At 68.7% G+C, this 6,375-nt stretch carries 4 protein-coding genes; 3 read left to right on the top strand and 1 reads right to left on the bottom strand.

Annotation, left to right across the window (positions count from 1 at the left end; translation table 11 throughout):
- On the top strand, positions 1–659 hold a 659-nt coding region (locus VET29_RS11515; protein WP_324918970.1), incomplete at its 5' end, for a substrate-binding domain-containing protein.
- A gap of 391 nt (positions 660–1,050) precedes the next feature.
- Complete coding sequence (locus VET29_RS11510) at positions 1,051–3,258, top strand: discoidin domain-containing protein (RefSeq protein ID WP_324918966.1); 2,208 nt, start codon at positions 1,051–1,053, stop codon at positions 3,256–3,258.
- Here the strand turns inward: VET29_RS11510 and VET29_RS11505 are convergent.
- Positions 3,255–4,487 (bottom strand): ROK family transcriptional regulator, encoded by a 1,233-nt coding sequence (locus tag VET29_RS11505; protein WP_324918963.1) that lies wholly within the window; start codon positions 4,485–4,487, stop codon positions 3,255–3,257. The genes VET29_RS11510 and VET29_RS11505 overlap by 4 nt on opposite strands.
- A 217-nt stretch (positions 4,488–4,704) precedes the next feature.
- On the opposite strand from VET29_RS11505, the gene VET29_RS11500 reads away from it, so the two are divergent.
- Complete coding sequence (locus tag VET29_RS11500; protein ID WP_324918960.1) at positions 4,705–6,372, top strand: ABC transporter substrate-binding protein; 1,668 nt, start codon at positions 4,705–4,707, stop codon at positions 6,370–6,372.
- The last annotated feature ends 3 nt before the right edge of the window (positions 6,373–6,375 follow it).

The raw sequence follows: 6,375 nt of genomic DNA, 5'->3' as shown, positions 1-6,375 counted from the left end.
AGTTCGCGCGGCACGTGTCGGCCAGCGCTTTCGACGGGTTGCTGCTGGTCGTGCCGCCGGACGCGCTGCCGTACGTGACCAGCCTGCACGAGTCCGGCCTGCCCGTCGTCATGATCGACGACCGCGGCCACCACCCCGGCTTCCCGTCCGTCGCGACGAGCAACGACGCCGGTGGCAGGGACGCGGCGAAACACCTGATGGCGTTGGGCCGCCGCAGGCTCGCCATGATCACGGGTCCCTCGGACTTCGGCTGTACTCGGGACCGGTCGGCCGGCTTCCAGTCGGTGGCCGGCGAGGTGCCGCTGGTGGAGGGCGACTTCACCCGCGAGGCCGGCCAGTCGGCGGTGACCGAGCTGCTCAGGTACGGCCGGCTCGACGGCGTGTTCGCGCACAACGACCTCATGGCGGTCGGCGTCCTCGACGGCCTGCGCGCGGCCGGCCACTCGGTCCCCGGCGACGTCGCGGTGATCGGCTTCGACGACATCGACATCGCCTCCCACACCCAGCCGGCACTGACCACCATCCACCAGCCGTCCCGCGAGATGGGCGAGGCCGCCGCGACGATGCTGCTCTCCCACCTGGCCGGCGGCCCCGCCCGCGACGAACCCCTGGTACTGCCGACCTCCCTGGTCATCCGCGACAGCGCCCCCGCCACCTGACAGTCGCGAGTCCCGCGTTCGGCCAGTCGCGAGTCTCGCGTTCAGCCATAGCGAGTCCCGCGTTCACGCACACCGAGTCGCGGCTTCGTGCACACCAAGTTGCGTTCGTGCACACGCGGACCGGTCGAGATCTGCACAAGACCGCAACTCGGCATGTCCGAACGCGGGACTCGGTGTGGTTCAACGCGGGACTCGCGCTGTTCGAACGCGGGACTCGGGGTGTTTGAACGCGAGACTCGCGCATGGTTGGGCGGGGAGTCGGGGGTTTGGGTTGACGGGGGTGGTGGGCGCTTGTTAAATGCATCACAGGTTCGGAACCGGTTCCGGGACCGGTTTCGCATCCTTGAGCCGGACCTTCCCTGCTCCTCTGAATCGATTTACAGGTGGTCCAATGAAGTACACACCCTGGCGGCTCGTCGTCGCCGTCATCTCGCTGATCACCGCGGCGGCGGGCATCGTCGCCGTGCCGAGTGCCAGTGCGGCGCCGCTCGCGTGCGGTAGCACGAACGCGGCGCTGAACCGTCCCGTCACCGCATCCTCCACCGAGAACGCCGGCACGCCGGCCAGTGCCGCCGTCGACGGCAACACCGGTACCCGCTGGTCCAGCGCCTTCAGCGACCCGCAGTCGCTGCAGGTGGACCTCGGGTCGACCAAGCAGGTCTGCCGGGTCGGCCTCAACTGGGAGGCGGCCTACGGGCGGGCCTTCCAGCTCCAGGTGTCCACCGATGCCAGCAACTGGACCACGGTCTACTCCACGACCACCGGCGCCGGCGGGACCCAGTCGCTCGACGTCAGCGGCTCCGGCCGGTACGTCCGCGTCTACGGCACCGCACGTGCCACCCAGTACGGCTACTCCCTGTGGGAGCTGACCATCAACACCGACGACGGCGGCACCGGCCCGGTGATCCCGCCGACCGACCCGCGTGCCCCGGACTTCGGCCCGAACGTGTTCGTGTTCGACCCGTCGACACCGCAGAGCACCATCCAGTCCCGGCTCAACACCATCGCGAGCACGATGCGGACGAACCAGTTCGGCACGCAGCGCTACGCGGTCCTGTTCAAGCCGGGCACCTACAACGCCGACGTCGACCTGCGCTTCTACACCCAGGTCGCCGGTCTCGGCCTGCTGCCGGACCAGGTCAACCTCAACGGCCACGTGCGCGTCGAGGCCGACTGGCTCCAGCAGGGCGACAACCCCAACAACCTCGGCAACGCCACGCAGAACTTCTGGCGCTCCGCCGAGAACATGTACGTCCACCTCCCGGCCGGACAGATCGAGCGCTGGGCCGTGTCCCAGGCCGCGCCCTACCGGCGCATGCACCTCTCCGGCCAGGTCCAGCTGTGGAACGGCGGCGACGGCTGGGCGTCGGGCGGCCTGATCGCCGACTCCCAGATGGACGGCGTCGTGGTCTCCGGGTCGCAGCAGCAGTTCTTCACCCGAAACAGCGACCTGCGCGGCGGCTGGACCGGCTCGGTCTGGAACATGGTGTTCACCGGCACGACCGGGTCGCCCGCGCAGCACTTCCCGGACCCGTCGCACACGGTCGTCGACACCTCGCCGAAGATCCGGGAGAAGCCCTTCCTGTACTTCGACGGCACGGAGTACCGGGTGTTCGTGCCGGCCGTGCGGGAGAACGCCCGCGGCACCTCGTGGGCGAGCGGCAACCCCGCCGGCACCTCGATCTCGCTCGCGAACTTCTTCGTCGTGCGTGAGGGCACCCCGGCGGCGACCATCAACGCCGCTCTGGCACAGGGCAAGCACCTGCTGTTCACGCCGGGCGTCCACCACCTCGACGACACGATCCGGGTCACCAACCCGAACACGATCGTGCTGGGCATCGGGCTCGCCACGCTCACCCCGGACACCGGCCTGCCGGCCATCACCGTGTCCGATGTGGACGGTGTGCAGCTCGCCGGCCTGCTCGTCGACGCCGGCCCGCAGAACTCCTCCGTCCTGGTGGAGATGGGCCCGTCCGGCTCGACCGCGAGCCACTCGGCGAACCCGTCCGCGCTGCACGACGTGTTCTTCCGCGTCGGCGGCCAGCACGCCGGCAAGGCGACGGTCTCGTTGCGGATCAACAGCAAGGACGTGATCGGCGACCACATGTGGCTCTGGCGCGGCGACCACGGCACCGGCATCGGCTGGAACACCAACACCGCGCAGAACGGTCTCGTCGTCAACGGCGACAACGTGATCATGTACGGGTTGTTCGTCGAGCACTACCAGCAGTACAACACCGTCTGGAACGGCAACAACGGCCGGACGTACTTCTACCAGAACGAGATGCCGTACGACCCGCCGGACAACGCGACGTGGGGTTCGAGCGGCGGTGGTGCGCTCGGCTGGGCGTCGTACAAGGTGGGCGACAACGTCACCACGCACGAGGCATGGGGCGTCGGCTCGTACTGCTTCTTCAACACCAACCCCGCGGTGACCGCGAGCCGCGGCTTCGAGGCGCCGAACCGCTCCGGCGTCCGGTTCCACGGCCTGGTCACGGTTTCCCTCGGCGGTGTCGGCACGATCAACCGCGTCATCAACGACACCGGTGACGTCGCCAACCAGCCGCACCAGGTGAGCTACCTGCCCAACTATCCCTAGATAGCCGGGGCCTTGGGTCGGACCCGCGGGTCCGACCCAAGGCTCAGCAGGGCCTCGACCGGGAGGGTGGCCGCGCCGACGGCCACCGCGTCCTGGCCCAGTTCACACAGGACTATCGACGTCTGCTCGTAGGCGTGGCGCAGGGCATGGGCGGCGGTGGCGGTGCGGATCTCCGGCAGCAGCCGGGAGCCCAGCGCCACGCCGGCCCACCCGCCGAGCACGATCCGCTCCGGGTTGAACAGGTTGACCAGGTTGGCGATCCCCGCGCCGAGGTAGCCGACCGTCTCCGCGACCACACCGGCCGCGGTGGCCGAGCGTTCCACCGACTCCAGGAGGAAGTCCAGTTGCGACTGTTCGTTCTCCCGCGGGATCGCCTTGCCGCCGCGGGCTTTCCGGTACCGGTCGAGGATGCCCTCCGCGCCGACGTACGCCTCGAGGCAACCCAGCGCGCCGCAGCGGCACTGCCGGCCGCCGTAGGTCAGTGTCGTGTGGCCCCACTCCCCCGCGCTGCTCGTCGCGCCGCGGTAGGTGGTGCCGTCGGTGATCACCGTGGCGCCCACGCCCGAGCCGATCAGCGCGATCACCGCGTGCCGGGCGCCGCGCCCGGCGCCGAACCACATCTCGGCCTGGCCCAGCGTCTTCGCGCCGTTCTCCACGAAGAACGGCACCGAGACGCCCGCCATGCGCACCAGCTCGGCCAGCTCGACGCCGTCCCAGCCGATGGTCTGGGCGTGCACCCGTGCCGTCGCGCCCTGCTCGACCGTGCCGGGCACGCCGATGCCGGCGCCGATCACCGTGTGCTCGGCCACCGAGGCCGCGCTCAGCAGCTCGGTGAAGCCCTCGGCGATCAGCCGGCTGACCACGCCCGCGTCCGGCAGGTCGTCGGCACCCAGCGGACGGGTGACGGCGGCCAGCCTGGTCATGGCCAGGTCGAACACCTCCATGGTCACCCCGGTCTCGCCGACGTCGATGCCGACCAGGTGCCCGTAGGACGGGTTCACCCGCAGCAGCACCCGCGGCCGGCCGCCGTCGGACTCCACGAGCCCCGCCTCGACCACGAGGCCGTCGTCGATCAGCTCGCCGACCACGTTGCTGACCGTCGCGGCCGACAGGCCGGTGTGCCCGCCGAGCTCGTGCCGCGACAGCGGACCGTCGAAGAAGAGGGTGGACAGCAGCGTCGACCGGTTGCGTCGGCGCAGGTCACGTACCGTCGCACGTCTCGGTCGCATGTGCATCATCCCTTCGAGAGCCACCGCGCCAGCCTAGCTACGTCCCGCCGGGGAGACTTTATTCGAGTCTTCAAATAAGACTTAGTTCGTTACTTGTCCGTTATTGACGTGACCGTGGTCACCCGAGTTGACTCCGGGACCAACAGAGAGACCTGGCTAGCTCCGCTCAGCAGTCCTCGCTGGCGTTCTTCTTCCCCGACAAAGGAGTCCGGTGCACATGCGACTCAAGCGAAAGGCCGTGGCCCTCGGCACGGCGTTACTCTTGATGTCCGGCCTGGTTGCCTGTGGTGACGGCACCACGGGCGCCGCGGGCAACTCGGACGGCGTGCTCAACGTCGGCATGCCGAACGGCCCGCAGACCGAGAACCACAACCCGTTCCTGCCCTCCAGCGCGAGCAACTCGCTGGGCTACCGGTGGGCGCTCTACGAGCCGCTCGTGATGAACAACCAGGTCAAGCCCGCCGACAAGGGCAAGCCGTGGCTCGCCACCGACTGGACCTGGTCGGACAACTTCCGCAAGCTCGAGCTGACCATCCGCGACAACGTCACGTGGTCCGACGGCCAGCCGCTGACCGGCGCGGACATCGCCTTCACGTTCAACCTGCTCAAGAAGACGCCGGCGCTGAACATCAACGCCATCCCGTACTCCGACGTCACGGCGGACGGCAACAAGGTCACGGTGACCTTCTCGAAGCCCCAGTTCGTGAACCAGGCCGACATCCTCACCCAGACCCCGATGGTGCCCGAGCACCAGTGGTCGAAGATGTCGGACCCGGCCACCGACGCGGTGAAGGACCCCGTCGGCTCCGGCCCGTACAAGCTCAAGACGTTCACGCCGCAGACGGTGACGCTGACCCGCCGCGACACCTACTGGCAGGACAAGCCACAGGTCAAGGAGCTGCGCTACACGTCGTACAACGACAACAACGCGCAGACCACCGCGCTCGCCAACGGCTCGTCCGAGTGGGCCTTCACGTTCGTCTCGAACTACCAGACCGTCTATGTGAACAAGGACCCGCAGCACCACAAGCTGTGGTTCCCTCCGGTGCTCGGCGTGCACGGCCTGTTCCTGAACACCCAGCTCAAGCCGTTCGACAACCCGGTCCTGCGGCGCGCGATGAACATGGTCATCAACCGCGCGGACATCTTCAAGCAGGGTGAGGCCGGCTACTTCTACCCCGAGATCAAGAGCGTCACGGGCCTCCCGACGCCGGCCGGCGAGCCGTTCCTGGCCGCCGCGTACAAGGGCAAGGAGTTCAAGGGCGACGTCGCGGGCGCCAAGAAGCTGCTGACCGGCGCCGGCTTCACCTATCAGGGTGACAAGCTCGTCGACCCGACGGGCAAGCCGGTGAAGCTCACGCTGTCCGACCCGGCCGGCTGGTCCGACTACATCACGACGCTGGAGATCATCAAGGACAACCTGTCCGACATCGGCATCGACGCCGCGGTCGACAAGGCCAACGAGGACACCTGGACGACCAACGTCGACACCGGCCAGTTCGAGGCCGTGATGCACTGGACCAACAACGGCGCGACGCCGTACGACATCTACGAGTCCATCATGGACGGTGCGCTGTACAAGCCGACCGGCCAGTCGGGCGTCAACGGCAACTGGGGCCGCTTCCAGAGCGCGGAGGCGACCACCGCGCTGGAGCAGTACGCCAACGCGCCGGACGAGGCGACCCGCACCGCCGCGATGGACCAGCTGCAGAAGATCTACGTCGAGCAGGCGCCGGTGCTGATCACGGGCGCGGCCAACGCGGGCGGCGAGTACAGCACGAAGAACTGGGTCGGCTGGCCCGACGAGAACAACCAGTACGCGCCTGCCCAGCCGACGCAGCCGAACGCGCTCGACATCATCCTGCACCTGAAGCCGGCGTCGTAGGGC

Source organism: Actinophytocola sp., from assembly GCF_035634895.1.
Taxonomy (GTDB): Bacteria; Actinomycetota; Actinomycetes; order Mycobacteriales; family Pseudonocardiaceae; genus Actinophytocola.
This window is presented reverse-complemented; position numbering and strand designations above follow the sequence as displayed.